Below are 15,362 nucleotides of genomic sequence, written 5' to 3' on the forward strand. Positions count from 1 at the left end.
TCGGGATTTATTCCGCCGCCGCCCGCGCGCCGGCCTTCGCCGCCGCATGCAGGCGCACCGCATCGCCGAAGGCGCGGAAGATCTTGGCCGAGTTGCCGTCCGACTTGACCCAGTATTCGGGGTGCCATTGCACGCCGACGGCGAAGGCGCGGGCGTCCTTCACCGAAACTGCCTCCACCGTGCCGTCGCCGGCAACCGCCTCGACCTGCAGCTTCGAGCCGAGCCGGTCGATGCCTTGGCGGTGCAGCGAGTTGACCTTGATGTCGCCGGCGCCAAACACGCCGGCCAGGCAGCTGCCCGGCTTGATCGAAATGGTCTGGTGAATGGCGAAGCGTTCGTCCTGGTTGTCGCTCACCGGCGCGCGATGGTCGAGCGAGCCTTCGCGCTCCTGGATCTCGGTGCCAAGCGTGCCGCCCAGCGCAACGTTCAACTCCTGGATGCCGCGGCAGATGGCAAGCAGCGGCACGCCGCGCTCGATCGCCTTGCGGATTAGCGGCAGCGTGGTGGAATCGCGCGCCGGGTCGTAGGGGCCGTTGGCTTCGCTGGCGTCGCCGCCATAGAGCGATGGATGCACGTTGGACTTCGAGCCAGTGACCATGACACCGTCGACCGAAGACAACAGCTCGTCGAAGTCGAGCCGGTCACCGAATGACGGCACCAAAAGCGGGAACACGCCGGCGCCGGAAAGTGCTGCCTCGATATATTGCTGCGGGACGGCATGCCAGGTGTAGTTGTCGAACTGACGGACGTCGGTTGATATGGCGACGAGCGGCTGGTGCATTTTGGGTCCGGATTCCATTTGGCGCGAAGCGAATAGCTATTGTGCCTGCAAAATAGGCGATCCGAAGGCGCTTTTCCATGGCAAGTTTCGCCATCTCGCATGGGCCACGCGGCGAACGTTAGACTATAGTTGCAGGCTGGCCGGCCGGCCCGCGGATTTGTCGCCAGCGCCGCCGTCAAATCCCGCCACCATGCTGGACTCGACCTTTTGCCCGTGTATTGTTTCGGGCAAATCGATACCGGACGTGAGGAGATGTCCCTGATATCGGTTGTTGGTCCAATAGGGAGGAACTGCATGGATCGTCGTTCATTCATCCGCAAGGCCGGGGTCACCGGCGTGGGCGCAGCGGCGGCTGCCGCTACGCTAGCCGCACCGGCAATCGCCCAGTCCAATCCGAAAGTGACGTGGCGGTTGGCGTCATCCTTTCCCAAGTCACTCGATACGATCTATGGCGGCGCCGAAGTCTTCTCCAAGATGCTGTCTGAGGCGACGGACGGCAATTTCCAGGTCCAGGTCTTCGCCTCCGGCGAACTCGTGCCCGGCCTGCAGGCCGCCGACGCCACCACTGCCGGCACCGTCGAGGCCTGCCACACGGTGTCATACTATTATTGGGGCAAGGACCCGACATGGGCGCTCGGTGCGGCGGTGCCGTTCTCGCTCAACGCGCGCGGCATGAACGCCTGGCACTATCATGGCGGCGGCATCGACCTGTTCAACGAGTTTCTTGCCACGCAGGGTCTTTTCGGCCTGCCCGGCGGCAACACCGGCGTGCAGATGGGCGGCTGGTTCCGCAAGGAGATCAACACCGTCGCCGACCTGTCCGGCCTCAAGATGCGCATCGGCGGCTTTGCCGGCAAAGTGGTGCAGAAGCTCGGCGTCGTGCCGCAGCAGATCGCCGGTGGCGACATCTATCCGGCGCTGGAAAAAGGCACGATCGACGCCGCCGAATGGGTCGGCCCCTATGACGACGAGAAGCTCGGCTTCTACAAGGTCGCGCCCTACTACTATTATCCCGGCTGGTGGGAAGGCGGCCCGACCGTCCATCTCTTGTTCAACAAGGCCAAGTACGAGGAGCTGTCGCCCGCCTACAAGTCGCTTGTGCACACCGCCGCGCAGGCGGCGGACGCCAACATGCTGCAGAAATACGATTTTCTCAATCCTGCGGCGGTGAAGCGGCTGGTGGCCGGCGGCGCGAAATTGCGCCCGTTCAGCCAGGACATCATGGCCGCCTGTTTCGAGAAGGCCAATGAGGTCTACACCGAAATGGAAGCCACCAACGCACCGTTCAAGAAGATCTGGGACTCGATCAAGGGCTTCCGCAAGGAGCACTATCTGTGGGCGCAGGTGGCCGAGTACAATTACGACACCTTCATGATGGTCCAGCAGCGCAACGGCAAACTGTAGGCTGGGATCTGTCCCTTCTCCCCGTCACTATACTGGGAGAAGGTCCCGGCAGGTGGATGAGGGGCGGCGCAAACTTCGGCGATTGATCGCCTTGGGCTTGGTAGCCGCCCCGAAATTATAGCTTATCTTTCCAAGCGTTGACGCTGCACCTCACCTGCCTGCCGGCATCCTCTCCCCGTATAGTGACGGGGAGAGGGGCGCGGTCATCGCCGTTTCGCCAATCGCCAACACCGCAGGATTGAGGCTGCCCTTCATTCCCTGCCCGGCACAACCAACACCTTGACCTCGCCCGGCGCTGCCGGATTGGCGATCACCGAGGCGGCTTCCTCCAGGCCGACCTGCCTTGAGATGAGCTTGTCGATCTCGATTGCGCCGGACGCGACAAGGTCCGCCGCCCGCCTGTGGGTGAAGGGATTGATGAACGAGCCGAGAACCTTCAGCTCGCGAAACAGGATGTCGAACGGTTCGAAGGGCACTTTCACGCCTTGCGGCATCACGCCGACGATCACCACCGAGCCGCCGGACTTCGCCAGCCGCATCGATTGTTCGACGGTATCGGGGACACCGGCGCATTCGAGCACCACGTCGGCCCCGCCGGGCACAAGGCCGGCTGGGCCGGCGATCGCCTCGATCGGGTCGACCGCGCTTGGGTCGACCGTCGTCGTTGCACCGAGCTCTTCGGCGAGCGCACGGCGGGAGGCCTGCCGCGTCGACAGGATGATGGTCGCCGCTCCTGCGAGCCTCGCCAATTGCACGGTAAGCAGGCCGATGACGCCGCCACCAAGCACCACCACGGCAGCGCCGGGTCTGATTCCGGCGAGGTCGACAGCGTGCAGGCAGCAGGCCAGCGGCTCGCAGAAGGCGCCATGCGTTGGCTTGAGGTTCGCAGGCAGAAGAAAGGCCTGGCTCTGCGGCATCACGACGTAGTCGGCGAAGCCGCCGTCGCGATGGATGCCGATGGCCCTGAGATTGCTGCACAAATTGACCCGGCCAGCCCGACAATGACTGCAGCGTCCGCAGAAGATGTTGGGATCGCCGGTAACACGGTCACCGATGGCGATGCCGGAAACCGCATCACCGACAGCCTCGACGATGCCGCAGAATTCGTGACCAAGCGTCACCGGTGGGCTCGAAGGGAATTCGCCGTGGAGGAGGTGACGGTCGGTGCCGCAAACGCCGCAGGCTTCGACGCGCACCAGAACGTCCTGCGGTCCCGCAACAGGCTTGTCGACCTCCCGTAGCGCAATGCTGCCCACGGCTTCCAGGCGCACGGCTCTCATAACATCCTCACTCAGGTTCTCAGTGTTCACACATCAGTTGAAGTTCGGCGGCTGCGACAGGTCGGTCGCCGGCGCCGCCGGCTTGGCGGGCGGCGTCTCGCCGAAATTCGGCGGCTGCGAGAGATCGTTCAACGGTGGCGCCGCGGGTGATGGGCCACCGTTGGCTGGTGGTGGTGTGCCGAGAGGCGCAAGGCCTGGCATATCAGGCAAGTTGATCTCGATCGTTCCCGGATCGACGGCCGCACCCTTGTAGCGCATGACCATTTGCGGGAAGGCGATGGTCAGCCCGATCATGATCACCTGGATGCAGACGAAGGGCACGGCGCCCCAATAGATCTGGCCGGTGGTCACCGGCGCGATCTGCTTGCCGGTGAGGCGATCGAGATAGGGCACGCGCGCGGCGACAGAGCGCAGGTAGAACAGCGCAAAGCCGAAAGGCGGGTGCATGAAGGAGGTCTGCATGTTGACGCCGAGCAGCACGCCGAACCAGATCAGGTCGATGCCGAGCTTATCGGCTGCCGGCGCCAAAAGCGGCACGATGATGAAGGCGAGCTCGAAGAAATCGAGGAAGAAGGCGAGCACGAAGACCAGGATGTTGACGCCGATCAGGAACCCGACTTCGCCGCCCGGCAGCGACGTCAACAAATGCTCGACCCAGACGTGGCCGTTGACGCCGTAGAAGGTCAGCGAGAACACCCGCGCGCCGATCAGGATGAACAGCACGAAGGAGGAAAGCCTGGTGGTCGACGCGAGCGCCTGTTTGATGACATCCAGCGACAACCGCCCCTTCATTGCCGCCATCGCCAGGGCGCCAACCGCGCCCATGGCGCCGCCCTCCGTCGGGGTGGCGATGCCGAGGAAGATGGTGCCCAGCACCAGGAAGATCAGCGCCAGAGGCGGGATCAAAACGATGATCACCTGCTGCGCCAACCTGGACATCATGTTGATGTTCAGGCCCTTGTCGGCGATCGCCACGATATAGATCAGGATCACCCCGATGCTGGCGCCAAGGATATCGGCATTGTCGCCATGCGCCGGCGCAAGGTAGCGATAGGCCGCATAGGAAGCCGCGACTGCCACCAGCAGTGCCGCGAGCAGCGACAGCACGCCGTGGCCAAGCGTGCGGGCCGCCAGCGGCAACGCCGGCATCGAGTTCGGCCGGACGATCGACATGGTCAGGATGTAGAGCGTGTAAAGGCCGGTCAGCACCAGGCCGGGGATCAGCGCGCCGGCATACATGTCGCCGACCGAACGGCCGAGCTGGTCGGCCAGAACGATCAGCACCAGCGACGGCGGGATGATCTGGGCGAGTGTGCCGGATGCCGCGATGACGCCCGACGCCAGTCGTCGGTCATAGCCGTAGCGCAGCATGATCGGCAGCGAGATCAGGCCCATGGCGATGACCGAAGCCGCGACCACGCCCGTGGTAGCGGCAAGCAGCGCGCCGACGAAAATCACCGCATAGGCAAGGCCGCCGCGAACCGGGCCGAACAGCTGGCCGATCGTGTCGAGCAGGTCCTCGGCCATGCCCGATCGTTCCAGCACGATGCCCATGAAGGTGAAGAACGGGATTGCCAAGAGCGTGTCGTTCGACATCACCCGGCTGCCGTAGAAATTGTCGGGCAGCGCATGCAGCAGCGGCCACGCCAGGTTGATCGAGCCGCCCGAATAGGGCGACAGCACGACACCGATGAAGAAGAACATCAGGCCGTTTGCGGCGAGTGAAAAAGCGACGGGATAGCCGATCAGCAGGAAGATGATCAGCGAAGCGAACATGATCGGCGCCATGTTCTGGGCGATGAACTCGATCATGGGCGCGCCTCCTGGGCGAGCGCCTTGGCCTCTTCAGCAAGGGCTTTAGCCTCGAGCTCGGCCTGTTCGTGCACCGAGATGAACGGATTGGGATCGTCCATGTCGCCGCGCATGATGGCTATCTTCTTGATGATCTCGGAGATGCCTTGCAGCGCCAGCAGGAAGAAGCCGACGAGCAGGATCGCCTTGGCCGGCCAGATGATCAGGCCGCCGGAATTGTTCGACATTTCGCCGCTGCGGAACGACAGCGACACGTAGGGGACAAAATAGATCACCATCAGCGTCACGAACGGCATCAGGAAGAAGACATGGCCGAGCAGGTCGATCCAGTGCTGCACGCGGCGCGACCACATGCCGTAGACGATGTCGATGCGGATATGGTCATTCTGCTTCAGCGTATAGGCGGCGGCCAGCATGAAGGCGGCGCCGAACAGGTACCACTGCAGTTCCAGCCAGGCATTCGACGAGACGTCGAAGACCTTGCGGATGATGGCATTGGCGGCGCTGACCAGGATTGCCAGCAGGATCAGCCACGATATCCACCTGCCGATGAACTCGTTCATACGGTCAATCGTTCTCGATAGAGCGAGCAGCCCTGCCATGCATTTCCTCCCTCAGGTCGAAGGCGCGCCGGCTCCCGTATTTTCCGTCGCGCCGCTGTGGCCCAACGGTATGCCGTGCGTGGTTCGGCGGGTCAACATGGCATGGCGCGATCAACGCCGTCGTGACGGGAGGCAGGGGATAAAGTGCCGACCGGCTGCTGCGTCATGCAACCAAAGTCTGACAGCGGATGCGGCGATCAGGCGATCTTCTGCTGGTCGCGGCCAGGACCGATCAGCACAAGTGCCGCGACCAGGAACAGATACATCCAGCCATCGCGCCATTCGACCGGGAAATAGCCGGCCCATAGCGACTCCGCCATGCCGAAGGCGGCCGCACCGAGCGCGGCCCGAGGCGGAGAGAGATAGCCGCCCACCGCCGTCACGAACAGGATTTTCAGCCCGTAGACAAGGCCGGAGCCGAAGCTGACATTGCCGTAGTAAAGGGCGGCCATGATTCCGGCCAGCGCGGCGCAGAAACCGCCGAACAGCACCGCATGCCGGAACACTGCACGCACGTCCACGCCGCACATGGCAGCCGCTTTGGGATCGTCGGAGACGGCGCGCCAGCGGCGGCCGAAGCCCGAGCGGGCAAACGCCCATGCAGCGAGCATGATTGCCGCCAGAACCACCGCGCAATCGATGAGCTGGATCAGCGTCAGCGTCGCCTGGAAGCCGGCATCCTGAGCAAAAACGATGGGCTGCGCCAGCATCGGCGGCAGCCACCAATCATGCGTGTCGGCGGCGATACGGCTTGCTTCCGACAGCACCAGCAGGATGCCGAGCGTCGTCACCACAATGGCATTGGGCGTGCGGTCGGCCAGCGGTTCGAAGACGCTGCGCGACAGCACGTGGCCGATCAGCGCGGCATAAAAGAAAGCCGTGACGACGCCGAGCACCACTGCCGCCAGCAAGGTCAGCCACAATACCTGATAGCCGAAGGCCACGGTCAGGATCATCGTCTGGCCGCAAAAGGCGAACAGCGCGCCATAGGCGAGATTGGTCCGGTGCAGGATGCCGTTGGTCAGCACGTAGCCGAAGGCAAGCAGCGCATAGAGCGCGCCGGAATGCAGCCCGTTCAGCACCTGCTGGAAGAAATAGAGCATGGACAGCTTTCAGGGCATGTCGCCCAAAAGTGCAAAGCGGTTTTGGGGCAACGACTTGCCTCAACAAAATCCTGCGCCGGAGCCCGCGCCAAGGTTTGCATCGTAAAATCTAACTTGTCAAACGCGATTTATCGGTTAGATTTCTGATATGACAGTATCTTGGACCCCACATCGCTTCACCGGCGGCATTCTTGCGCTCGATACGGCCAACACCGTGGTGTTGCGCAACGATCCGGAAAAGACTTTCGACCGTTTTGCCGATCCGGCCGAGATCGCGCGCTTCGCCAACGCCGCAACCGGCTTTCGCGGTGCCGAGCTTGGCGGCAGACCGCTGGAGGCGACCTCGCCGGACAGGATCGCCCCGGCGGTGCTGGCGATCCGCGAGACGACCGACCGCCTGTTTCGCGGCGCGGTGTCGAAAGGTGCGCTTGCCGCCGGCGACCTCGCCGCTTTTCTCAAGGCCTGCGCCAACGGCCTCGATCGGAGCCCTGCCGAAATCGGCGCACCGGGTAGACCGTTCGGCGATCCATCGACGCCGATCGCGTTCGAGGCGGCGCTGGCGGTTTCGGCCTTGTCGCTGCTGCGCGACGACACGGTCGCCAGGCTCAGGATCTGTCCCAATTGCAGCTGGCTGTTCGTCGACAGGAGCCGCAATTCCAGCCGCCTTTGGTGCGATATGGCTGTGTGCGGCAACCGCCAGAAAGCAAGCCGTCACTATCGCCGCCGCACGGCGGCACATGAGGTCAACAATGCTTAGGGTTGTTTTTCGTCCGATCCTTGTCGGTGCTGCGCTCATTGCAGCCGTTGCGCTTGGCGCCTGCCGCGACACCGGCGGCGACGGCAAGCTGTTCGAGGTTTCCGGCAAGGTCGTCGTCTTCAATTACCGCCTCGCCCGGGCGACCTATGTCGTGACGCTGCGGCCCCTGCAGCCGATGGGCAAAGGCCAGGTTGCGGTCGCCAGCTTCCAGAATCCGGCTGGCGGTCCTCCCCTGGTGATCGAGCAGAAGGTCTGGCCGAAGCTCGACAAGGTCAGCCTGGAAAGCCCGGCGCTGACCTGTATCGTCAAGGACAAGCCCTATGCGATTTCGATCAGCATCAGGGGTCCTGACGGCACGTTCCTGCAGAACATCGACACGACGCTGATGTCGAGCGAGGACCAGTCGATCCTTCCCGACCGGCCGCTGGTGGTCGACCAGCTCTATACGGCCAATCCCGATCTTGCCGGCCATCCCGACGGCAAGCTGCCGGGTGAGCCGAAGCCGGATTGCTCGAAAGGCTGACGCGTCTTTGCCCGGCGCGACTGCGTGGAAATTTCTGGTCGCCGGACAACCGCCGCGGACCGATTTCGTGCCGAATACGCGACGGCAGCGGATCGTTCGTTGCGCTTTGCCTGGCACTTTCGATTTCGTTTGACCTGCCTTGCAAGCGGAGAAAGACTGCGCCATCTCACTCCTACGTTGGCTGCGCGCCCCCGGTGCTGTCTCCGCAGAGGAAATGCCTGATGACGCTGCACGACGTCGCGCTCGACGACAAGTTCGATCTTGGTAAGGAGCGCATCTTCCTGTCCGGCGCACAGGCGGTCATCCGCATGCTTTTGATGCAACGCGAGCGCGACCGCCGGGCCGGCCTCAACACGGCCGGCTTCGTGTCCGGTTATCGCGGCTCGCCGCTCGGCGGCCTCGATATGCAGCTGTGGCGGGCGAAAAAGCAGCTGGCGCAGGCCGACATCGTCTTCCAGCCCGGCCTCAACGAGGAGCTTGCCGCCACCGCCTGCTGGGGCTCTCAGCAGACGGAATTAATGGGCGAAGGCAAGCATGACGGGGTGTTTTCGGTCTGGTACGGCAAGGGACCGGGCGTCGACCGCTCCGGCGACGTTTTCCGCCACGCCAACCTCGCGGGAACGTCGAAGTATGGCGGCGTGCTTGCGCTGATGGGCGACGACCATATGGCCGAATCATCGACCAATGCGCACGCCACCGAATTCCTGTTCGTCGACACCATGGTGCCGATCCTCAACCCGGCCGGCGTTCAGGAGATCATCGACTACGGCCTCTACGGCTTTGCCATGTCGCGCTTCGCCGGCACCTGGGCGGCTATCAAATGCGTCAAGGACAACATCGAATCCACGGCCTCCGTCGATGCCGCGCTCGAGCGCCTGAACATCGTCGTGCCGGAGTTCGATATGCCGCCCGGCGGCCTCAACATCCGCGATGAGATCGACATGCTCGGCCAGGAGGAGCGGCTGCATGAATACAAGCGCGCCGCTGCATCCGCCTTCATCCATGCCAACGGCCTGAACCGCATCGTCTATTCGGGCGGCCGCGCGCCGAAGCTCGGTATCATCACGCTGGGCAAGAGCTATCTCGATGTCCGCCAGGCGCTGGAAGACATCGGCATCGACGAGGCCGCCGCCAACCGCATCGGCATCCGCCTGTTCAAGGTCGGCTGCCCCTGGCCGCTCGACCTGCAGCATATCGCCGAATTCGCCCGCGGCCTCGACACCATCGTCGTCGTCGAGGAGAAGCGCTCGCTGATCGAGGTGCAACTGCGCGAAAACCTCTACGGCACCGCCACCCAGCCGATGATCGTCGGCAAGAAGGACGAGCGCGGCGACTGGCTGTTCCCGGCCAAGGGCGCGCTCGACCCCAACGAGATCGCCATTGCGCTGGGCGAGCGCATCCTGCGCACAATCGGCCCTTCGGAAGAGATCACTGCCAAGGTGGCAAAGCTGCGCCAGTTCCAGGCGATGCTTGCCGACACCAGCGATATCGGTTCGCGCACGCCGTTCTTCTGCTCCGGCTGCCCGCACAATTCCTCGACCAAGGTGCCGGACGGCTCGATCGCCGCCGCCGGTATCGGCTGCCATTTCATGGCGCTGTGGATGGACCGCAACACGGTCGGCTTCACCGCCATGGGCGGCGAGGGCGCACAATGGGTCGGCCAGGCGCCATTCTCCAAGCGCGGCCACATTTTCCAGAATCTCGGCGACGGGACCTACAATCACTCCGGCACGCTGGCGATCCGCTTCGCGCTGTCGACCGATGCCAACATCACCTACAAGATCCTCTACAACGACGCCGTCGCCATGACCGGCGGCCAGCCGCATGAGGGCGGCCTGACTGTCGACATGATCGCCAGGCAGGTGCGCGCCGAAGGCGTCGAGCGCATCGCCATCGTCACCGACGAGCCGGACAAATATGCAGGAAAGGCCGAATTCCCCTTCGGCGCCACCATCCACCACCGCGACGACCTCGACCTCGTTCAGCGCGAGCTGCGCGACGTCAAGGGCGTCTCGGTGCTGCTCTACGACCAGACCTGCGCCGCCGAAAAGCGCCGCCGCCGCAAGCGTGGCACCTTCCCGGATCCCGACAAGCGGGTCTTCATCAACGAACTGGTCTGCGAGGGCTGCGGCGATTGCGGCGTGCAATCGAACTGCGTCTCGATCCAGCCGGTCGAGACCGAGTTCGGCCGCAAGCGCAGAATAGACCAGTCGAGCTGCAACAAGGATTTCTCCTGCGTCAACGGCTTCTGCCCGTCCTTCGTCACCGTGCACGGCGCCAAGATCAGGAAGGCCGAAGGCATTGCCGGCCGCTCCGACCCGCTTGACGGCGTGCCGGTGCCAGCCGAATTCCCGCTCGGTAGCGAGGGTTGGGCGGCGATCATCGACGGCGTCGGCGGCACCGGCGTCGTCACCATAGGTGCTGTGCTCGGTATGGCCGCCCATCTCGAGGACAAGGGCTGCGGCATGATTGACATGGCCGGCCTCGCCCAGAAGGGCGGTTCGGTGTTCACCCATGTCCGCATCGCCCGCACGCCGGACGACATCCACGCGATCCGCGTTTCGGCCGGCAAGGCCGACCTGGTACTCGGCTGCGACCTTGTCGTGTCCGGCGCCAAGAAGGTGCTTGGCGCGGTGCGCGAAGGCCATACCATTTTCCTTGCCAACACTGCCGAGATCATGCCTGGCGAATTCGCCCGCTCGGCCGATTTCTCGCTGCCCATCGAGCGCCTGAAGAAGGCGATCCGCGCTGCCGCTGGCGACGACAAGACGCATTTCTTCGACGCCACGCGCACCGCCACCCAATTGTTCGGCAATTCGCTCGGCGCCAACATGTTCATGCTCGGCTTCGCTTTCCAGCATGGCGGGCTGCCGCTGTCCGCGCAAGCCGTTGAAAGAGCGATTGAATTGAATGGCGAGGCGGTGGCGATGAACATCGCCGCCTTCCGCTGGGGCCGGCGCGCCGCGCATCAGCCGGAGTTTGTGCGCGGCCTCATCGCGCAACCGAGCAAGGCCACTGAGATCGCCGAGACGCTGGACGATATCATCGCCCGCCGCGTCGCTTTCCTCTCTGCCTATCAGAATGCCGCCTATTGCAGGCGCTATGTCGAGCGGCTGGCGGTCCTGCGTGCCGCCGAGGCAAAGGCCGTGCCCGGCTCGACCGCGGTGACCGAGGCAGCCGCCAAAAATCTGTTCAAGCTGATGGCGATCAAGGACGAATATGAGGTGGCGCGGCTCTACACTGACGGCTCCTTCGCTATGGAGCTGTCAAAACAGTTCCATAGCTACGAAAAGCTCGAATTTCATCTGGCGCCGCCGATCATGGGCAGGCGCGGCAATGACGGCAAGCCGAGGAAATCGAGCTTCGGCCCGTGGATGATGAAGGGTTTTCGCCTGCTGGCGGCGCTGAAAGGCCTGCGCGGCACGGCCTTCGACGTGTTCGGCTACAGCGCTGAGCGGCGCATCGAGCGGCAGCTTCTGGCCCGCTATGAGGCCGATCTGGAGCTTGTCGCCAAGGCACTTGCGCCAGGCAGGATCGAGGCCGCCATCGCCCTTGCCTCGGTGCCGGCGCTCATTCGCGGCTACGGCCATGTGAGGCAGGCCAGCGCCGAAAAGGCGGCGGATGAACGAAATCGCCTTCTTGAACGATTCAAGTTGCCGGTGCAGCCAAGCGCATTACAAGCCGCTGAGTAGCCAAAAGGGCCGGAAAAACAGGCCCTTCAGCGCGAGCTAAAGGTTTTTTAATGGGACTATGCCAAGGCTGTGGTTCAGTTGGGCGCCAGTAATGGGCAGAACAAAGACCGATAACATCCCTGTGGATGTTTATATCCAGTTTGTGCGCTCGTTGTTCGACAACGCGCATATGCTGGTCATTGGCGCGCTTTGCCACGCAACCGCCAGCCTTATGGTCTATTGGCGCAACGGCCAGCCTGTCTTCCTGGTTCTTGCCGGAGCACTGCTTGGCATCGGCGTTTGGCGGTATTTCAGCTTGCGGCGGTTCCATCGCCTGGGTGGTTCCATCCACGATGCCTTGGATGCGACACGATGGGAGCGCGAATATATCCTGAACGGCAGCATCCAGGGGCTGATGCTGGGCCTGTTCTGCTTCATTTCGATCTATGTCTACTCGGATGCATATGCCGAGATCGCAGCGCTCGCCATAACGCTTGGCTCTCTGGTCACGGTCGTAGGCCGAAACTACGGCTCGCCCCGCATGGTCACGATCTTCGCGGTAACCTTCGTCGGGCCGATCGCAGCAGCCCTTATCCTCAGGTTTGACATCCCCAGTGTCGTGCTTGGGCTGCTCATCATCCCGTTCATGTTCATCATCAAGGGCAGTGCCGACCATGTGCGCAACGTGCTGTTCTCGGCCGTGGTCGGGCATAAGCAGGCGAGGCAAATCGCGCAGCGCTTCAACCGCGCACTCAACACCATGTCGCATGGCCTGGTCATGCTCGGACCCGACGGCAAGGTCGTGGTCGGCAATGCCGAAGCAGCGCATCTGATGTCGCTGCGCTCGCCCGACCAGCTGCTCGGGCGGTCGATCCATTCGCTGCTCCTGCGCGGCGTTGCGGGCGGCATGCTGGCGCCGAAAGACTGCCGCTATGTCGAAGCGCAGCTGACGCGCGCGTTGCGCGAAGGCCGTGACCGCAAGGTGCTGGTCTCCTTCTCCAATGGCCAGCACTACGAGTTCTCGGCCCGCGAGGGCAATCAGGACCTCGGCGTCATCACCTTCGAGGACGTCACCGCCCGCGTCGAGTCCGAAGAAAAGATCCGCTTCATGGCGCGCTATGACAGCCTCACCGGCCTGCCGAACCGCGCCTATTTCCATGAGCTCGTCGGCGAGGCCATGGCGTCGGGCAGCCGCGACCGGCTGTGCGCCCTGGCGGTGCTCGATCTCGACGATTTCAAGAGCGTCAACGACACACTTGGCCATCCGGTCGGCGATGGGCTGATCTATGCCGTTGCCGAGCGACTGGCGGCCGTCGCCGGGCAAGGCGTCAATGTCAGCCGCTTCGGCGGCGACGAGTTCATGATCTTCTTCGACCGCGTCGAGGATGAAAGCCATCTGACCGGCCTGCTCGACCAGATCTTTGCCGATCTGCAGGGCGAAGTCGATGTCGCTGGTCACAGCCTGCGCATCCAGGCAAGCGCGGGCACCGTGCTGTCCAGGGTCGAGGACACCGATGTCGACGCCATGATCGTCAAGGCGGATCTGGCGCTCTACAAGGCCAAGGAACTCGGCAAGAACAACTGGCGACTGTTCGAGGCGGCGATGGATGCGGCGTTCCGCAACCGCCAGATGATGAAGGCCGACCTGCGCACGGCGGTCGAAGGCAAGGCGCTGCGGGTGGTCTATCAGCCTATCGTGGCGATGAACACCATGCGCATCGCCAGCTGCGAGGCGCTGTGCCGCTGGGATCATCCCGACCTCGGGCCGGTTTCGCCCAGCGTCTTCATTCCGCTGGCCGAAGAAATGGGCATCATTTCCGAGATCAGCACCTTCGTGCTCGCGGCTGCCTGCGCCGAATGCGCCAAATGGCCCGCACAGACCAGCGTCTCGGTCAACCTTTCGGCCAAGGATTTCCGCAGCCGCGACGTCGTCCAGAAGGTTCGCGACGCGCTTGCCACTTCGGGGCTCGCCGCCGGCCGCCTCGAGATCGAAGTCACCGAAACCGCGCTGCTCGACGACAAATCGCTGACGCGCCAGTATATCGAGGAACTGAAGCAGCTTGGCGTGCGCATCGCGCTCGACGATTTCGGCACCGGCTATTCAAGCCTGAGCTACCTCCACAAGCTGCCGCTCGACAAGATCAAGATCGACCGTTCGTTCCTGATGGACGTGACCCAGAACAAGCGTTCGCTCGACTTGTTGAAGGGCATCGTGGACCTGACCCGCGTGCTCGGGCTGACCGTCACCATCGAAGGTGTGGAAACGTTCGAACAGCTGAAGATCCTGGTGCATTCGGTGAAACCCGACCTCGTCCAGGGCTTCCTCTTCGGCGCAGCTCTCAGCGCGTCCGGCATCGAAACGATGTCCAGTGTGACCTGGCCCTTCGCCGCGGAATTGCGGCCCGTCGCCAAACTCGCGACCACATGAAGCCCAACCTTTAAATCGCGCTTGGAAGCCGTCAAAAAAGCTGTGAATTGCCAAAACGTTAACCTATTGTTAACGTTAATATTCGGTAAACACAGACGATTAGAGTTTCATCTTCTTGTTCATTCGGTCGTCCGGTATGGTTTAGTTGCGACGGCACGAGGGTAACAATGGAAACTCAGCTAGCAGGTATGCCTCTGGTGGCTTCTAGGGCCACCGCTCAGTCTCCTTCGGTGTTTTCTCGTCATATCATGGACGTCCTGGAGCACGTCGAGTATCGCCTTTGCGACGGTGCCGAGGATTTGGAAGCCATCTATCGACTTCGCTACAAATCCTACCTTCATGCTGGCATGGTGAAGCCCGATGCCTCGCGTATGGTAAAGGACGACTTCGACGATCTGCGCAATTCCTACCGATTTGGCGTGTTCTTCGATGGTGTTCTGGTCAGCACCATCAGAATCCACTACGCCTGCGCGAAATACCCTGTTTCCCCCAGCACGGCCGTGTTCGGCGACACGCTGGCGCGGCGGCTGGCAGTTGGCGAGACGTTCGTCGATCCAAGCCGTTTCGCTGCCGATATCGAGTGGTCGACCAGCCTGCGCGTGCTGCCCTACGTGACGCTCAGGCTTGCGGTCGTAGCTTGCAGCCACTTCAAACCGACATATTGCCTGACGGCGGTCAAGGAAGAGCATGCCGGCTTCTATCATCGCATCTTCCGTTCCGAGCAGGCGGTGCCCCCCCGCATCTATCCCGGTCTCACCGTTCCCGTGCATCTGTTCCAGTCGAAGTGCTCCGAAAACATGCAGGCGACGCTGGATCGCTTCCCGTTCTTCAACTCCACGGCGTTCGAGCAGCGCATGCTCTTCCAACGCCCCAAGAGCGGCGAACTCGCACCGCTAACCATCCTGCCCACCGCCAAGTTTTTCCGCGAAGCCGCCTGACACCACTGAAGCCTGCGCAATTTGGCACGCGAGCTCTGGAGCTTTCCCGCCGCTTCCGCGTTC

Annotated in this window: 11 protein-coding genes; 6 read left to right on the forward strand and 5 right to left on the reverse strand. The window is 63.0% G+C overall.

Annotated elements, in window-relative coordinates; genetic code table 11:
- Positions 1-7: 7 nt before the first annotated feature.
- Positions 8-781, reverse strand: coding sequence for a gamma-glutamyl-gamma-aminobutyrate hydrolase family protein (locus NKJ64_RS01845; protein ID WP_023703661.1), 774 nt, complete (start codon positions 779-781; stop codon positions 8-10).
- A 294-nt stretch (positions 782-1,075) separates the two neighbouring features.
- Between NKJ64_RS01845 and NKJ64_RS01850 the strand changes: the two genes are divergently transcribed.
- On the forward strand, positions 1,076-2,185 hold the full coding sequence (locus tag NKJ64_RS01850; protein ID WP_023671351.1) for a TRAP transporter substrate-binding protein: 1,110 nt from the start codon (positions 1,076-1,078) through the stop codon (positions 2,183-2,185).
- Between the two features lie 251 nt (positions 2,186-2,436).
- Here the strand turns inward: NKJ64_RS01850 and NKJ64_RS01855 are convergent, their stop codons facing one another.
- From NKJ64_RS01855 to NKJ64_RS01870, 4 genes are all read right to left on the reverse strand, one after another.
- Positions 2,437-3,465 carry a zinc-dependent alcohol dehydrogenase family protein gene (locus NKJ64_RS01855; RefSeq protein ID WP_023689236.1) on the reverse strand — a complete coding sequence of 343 codons (1,029 nt, stop codon included), beginning with the start codon at positions 3,463-3,465 and terminating at the stop codon, positions 2,437-2,439.
- Positions 3,466-3,498: 33 nt separating this feature from the next.
- Positions 3,499-5,277, reverse strand: coding sequence for a TRAP transporter large permease (locus NKJ64_RS01860; RefSeq protein ID WP_023750422.1), 1,779 nt, complete (start codon positions 5,275-5,277; stop codon positions 3,499-3,501).
- Entirely contained in the window at positions 5,274-5,879 is a 606-nt protein-coding gene (locus NKJ64_RS01865) for a TRAP transporter small permease subunit (RefSeq protein WP_023683517.1), read from the reverse strand. Before NKJ64_RS01865 ends, NKJ64_RS01860 begins: the two co-directional genes overlap by 4 nt.
- A gap of 197 nt (positions 5,880-6,076) precedes the next feature.
- Positions 6,077-6,982, reverse strand: a complete 906-nt coding sequence (locus NKJ64_RS01870; RefSeq protein WP_023746552.1) for a branched-chain amino acid ABC transporter permease — start codon at positions 6,980-6,982, stop codon at positions 6,077-6,079.
- A 148-nt stretch (positions 6,983-7,130) separates the two neighbouring features.
- On the opposite strand from NKJ64_RS01870, the gene NKJ64_RS01875 reads away from it, so the two are divergent.
- The 5 genes from NKJ64_RS01875 (at position 7,131) to NKJ64_RS01895 (ending at position 15,299) form a co-directional block, all read left to right on the forward strand.
- Positions 7,131-7,739 (forward strand): CGNR zinc finger domain-containing protein, encoded by a 609-nt coding sequence (locus tag NKJ64_RS01875; protein WP_352461866.1) that lies wholly within the window; start codon positions 7,131-7,133, stop codon positions 7,737-7,739.
- The gene (locus tag NKJ64_RS01880) at positions 7,732-8,262 is read left to right on the forward strand and encodes a hypothetical protein (protein ID WP_352461868.1); all 531 of its coding nucleotides are present in this window, start codon (positions 7,732-7,734) and stop codon (positions 8,260-8,262) included. Before NKJ64_RS01875 ends, NKJ64_RS01880 begins: the two co-directional genes overlap by 8 nt.
- A 221-nt stretch (positions 8,263-8,483) precedes the next feature.
- Positions 8,484-11,954 carry an indolepyruvate ferredoxin oxidoreductase family protein gene (locus tag NKJ64_RS01885; protein ID WP_352461869.1) on the forward strand — a complete coding sequence of 1,157 codons (3,471 nt, stop codon included), beginning with the start codon at positions 8,484-8,486 and terminating at the stop codon, positions 11,952-11,954.
- Between the two features lie 91 nt (positions 11,955-12,045).
- Complete coding sequence (locus NKJ64_RS01890) at positions 12,046-14,361, forward strand: putative bifunctional diguanylate cyclase/phosphodiesterase (protein WP_023739659.1); 2,316 nt, start codon at positions 12,046-12,048, stop codon at positions 14,359-14,361.
- Positions 14,362-14,528: 167 nt separating this feature from the next.
- Positions 14,529-15,299 (forward strand): N-acyl amino acid synthase FeeM domain-containing protein, encoded by a 771-nt coding sequence (locus NKJ64_RS01895; protein WP_023683521.1) that lies wholly within the window; start codon positions 14,529-14,531, stop codon positions 15,297-15,299.
- The last annotated feature ends 63 nt before the right edge of the window (positions 15,300-15,362 follow it).

It is taken from the genome of Mesorhizobium sp. M0062 (genome assembly GCF_040323125.1).
Classification (GTDB): domain Bacteria; phylum Pseudomonadota; class Alphaproteobacteria; order Rhizobiales; family Rhizobiaceae; genus Mesorhizobium.

What these genes read in the sequence shown, in the direction of transcription:
- NKJ64_RS01845 (WP_023703661.1), bottom strand. Translation starts at nt 781, where the DNA reads ATGCACCAGCCGCTCGTCGCCATATCAACCGACGTCCGTCAGTTCGAC.
- NKJ64_RS01850 (WP_023671351.1), top strand. Translation starts at nt 1,076, where the DNA reads ATGGATCGTCGTTCATTCATCCGCAAGGCCGGGGTCACCGGCGTGGGC.
- NKJ64_RS01855 (WP_023689236.1), bottom strand. Translation starts at nt 3,465, where the DNA reads ATGAGAGCCGTGCGCCTGGAAGCCGTGGGCAGCATTGCGCTACGGGAG.
- NKJ64_RS01860 (WP_023750422.1), bottom strand. Translation starts at nt 5,277, where the DNA reads ATGATCGAGTTCATCGCCCAGAACATGGCGCCGATCATGTTCGCTTCG.
- NKJ64_RS01865 (WP_023683517.1), bottom strand. Translation starts at nt 5,879, where the DNA reads ATGGCAGGGCTGCTCGCTCTATCGAGAACGATTGACCGTATGAACGAG.
- NKJ64_RS01870 (WP_023746552.1), bottom strand. Translation starts at nt 6,982, where the DNA reads ATGCTCTATTTCTTCCAGCAGGTGCTGAACGGGCTGCATTCCGGCGCG.
- NKJ64_RS01875 (WP_352461866.1), top strand. Translation starts at nt 7,131, where the DNA reads ATGACAGTATCTTGGACCCCACATCGCTTCACCGGCGGCATTCTTGCG.
- NKJ64_RS01880 (WP_352461868.1), top strand. Translation starts at nt 7,732, where the DNA reads ATGCTTAGGGTTGTTTTTCGTCCGATCCTTGTCGGTGCTGCGCTCATT.
- NKJ64_RS01885 (WP_352461869.1), top strand. Translation starts at nt 8,484, where the DNA reads ATGACGCTGCACGACGTCGCGCTCGACGACAAGTTCGATCTTGGTAAG.
- NKJ64_RS01890 (WP_023739659.1), top strand. Translation starts at nt 12,046, where the DNA reads ATGGGCAGAACAAAGACCGATAACATCCCTGTGGATGTTTATATCCAG.
- NKJ64_RS01895 (WP_023683521.1), top strand. Translation starts at nt 14,529, where the DNA reads ATGGAAACTCAGCTAGCAGGTATGCCTCTGGTGGCTTCTAGGGCCACC.